Origin of the sequence: Kitasatospora sp. NPDC093558 (assembly GCF_040683475.1) — a bacterium.
In the GTDB taxonomy this organism is placed as follows: Bacteria; Actinomycetota; Actinomycetes; order Streptomycetales; family Streptomycetaceae; genus Kitasatospora.
In genome coordinates this window covers 1-1,105 of record NZ_JBFBDY010001357.1, presented here as the reverse complement: position 1 = coordinate 1,105, position 1,105 = coordinate 1, and the positions used below count along the sequence as shown (strand labels likewise).

At 75.4% G+C, this 1,105-nt stretch carries 1 pseudogene; it reads right to left on the bottom strand.

Annotation, left to right across the window (positions count from 1 at the left end):
- A pseudogene (locus AB0O00_RS40950) lies at positions 1-872 on the bottom strand (hypothetical protein); the annotation flags it as partial.
- Between the last annotated feature and the right edge of the window lie 233 nt (positions 873-1,105).

The window sequence follows — 1,105 nt, the reverse complement described above, 5'->3', positions numbered from 1 at the left end:
TGGGCCCCGGCGGCGCGGCGGGCTGCGGCCCGCAGGGCGTCGGTGAGTTCGGCGCGCCGGGCGGTGCGGTCCTCCGGCGGCAGGGCGAGGACGTAGGTGGCGAGGCGGGTGAGCGGCATGCGGGCGAGGTCGGTGGTGACGGTGGCGCCGTGGCCGCGGGCGGACTCCTGGAGGCGCAGCCGTTCGAGGCTCGTCATGCGGGGTGCGATGCGGTCGAGGAACGCGCCGCGCGGGATGCCGTGGCGGTGGGCGAAGCCCTCGGCGACGGAGTAGGGCAGTTCGTAGAGGGCGCCTTGCTCGTAGTGGGCGCGGCGCCAGGCGTCGAGGAGCGGGGTGCGGTAGGGGGCGCGGGCGGCGGCGGGGGCGAAGAGGAAGGCGCCGACCTCGTCGTGGCCGGGGCGCAGGTGGGCGTGGCGCAGGGCGCGCTTGAGGCCGGCGCGGTACTTGACGGCGTCGAGGGCCTGGTCGGGGCGGGCGGCGAGCCAGTCGCGGAGGATGGCGCGGGTGCGGCGGTTGTTGACCTTGCGGCGGCGCAGGTCGGCGATGAGCCGGTAGACGCGCTGCGGGGGCAGGAGGGCGAGGCGGCGGGCGATGAGCCGGCCCTCGGTGCGGCGCTGCTCGGGGGTTGCGTCGCGGGTGGTGGCCAGGAGGTCGCGGATGATGAGCGCGGCGTTGTGGTCGTTGATGTCGAGGGCGAGCGCGGCGGCGTAGGGCTCGCGGTAGTTGACGCGCACGTACTCGTGGAGGAAGCCGAGGGAGAGCTGCTGTTGGTCGGCGGAGGCGTGGAACTCGCGCTGGCCGGTGGCGGTGATGGCGGCGTTGACGAACAGCAGCACGTCGTCCGCGGCGATCAGGTCGGCGTACGCGTCCATGGCCTTCCTGAGCCTTCCAGCCGTCGGGTGGGGGTGCCGGCCGGGGAATGGGGGCGCGAGCTGCGAATCATTGCGGTAGAGGCAGGTTCCGGAAGTCGCACCGGAGTCCCGCGGCCGGCCCGGCGACGCTATCAGGGCGCGCCTGGGGGCCTGTCTTCGGGCTCCCGTCGTCCGCCCGGAGGGCGGGCCGGGCGGCGTTGGGGTGCGTGCATCGCAAGGCGGAGGAGGGAGTC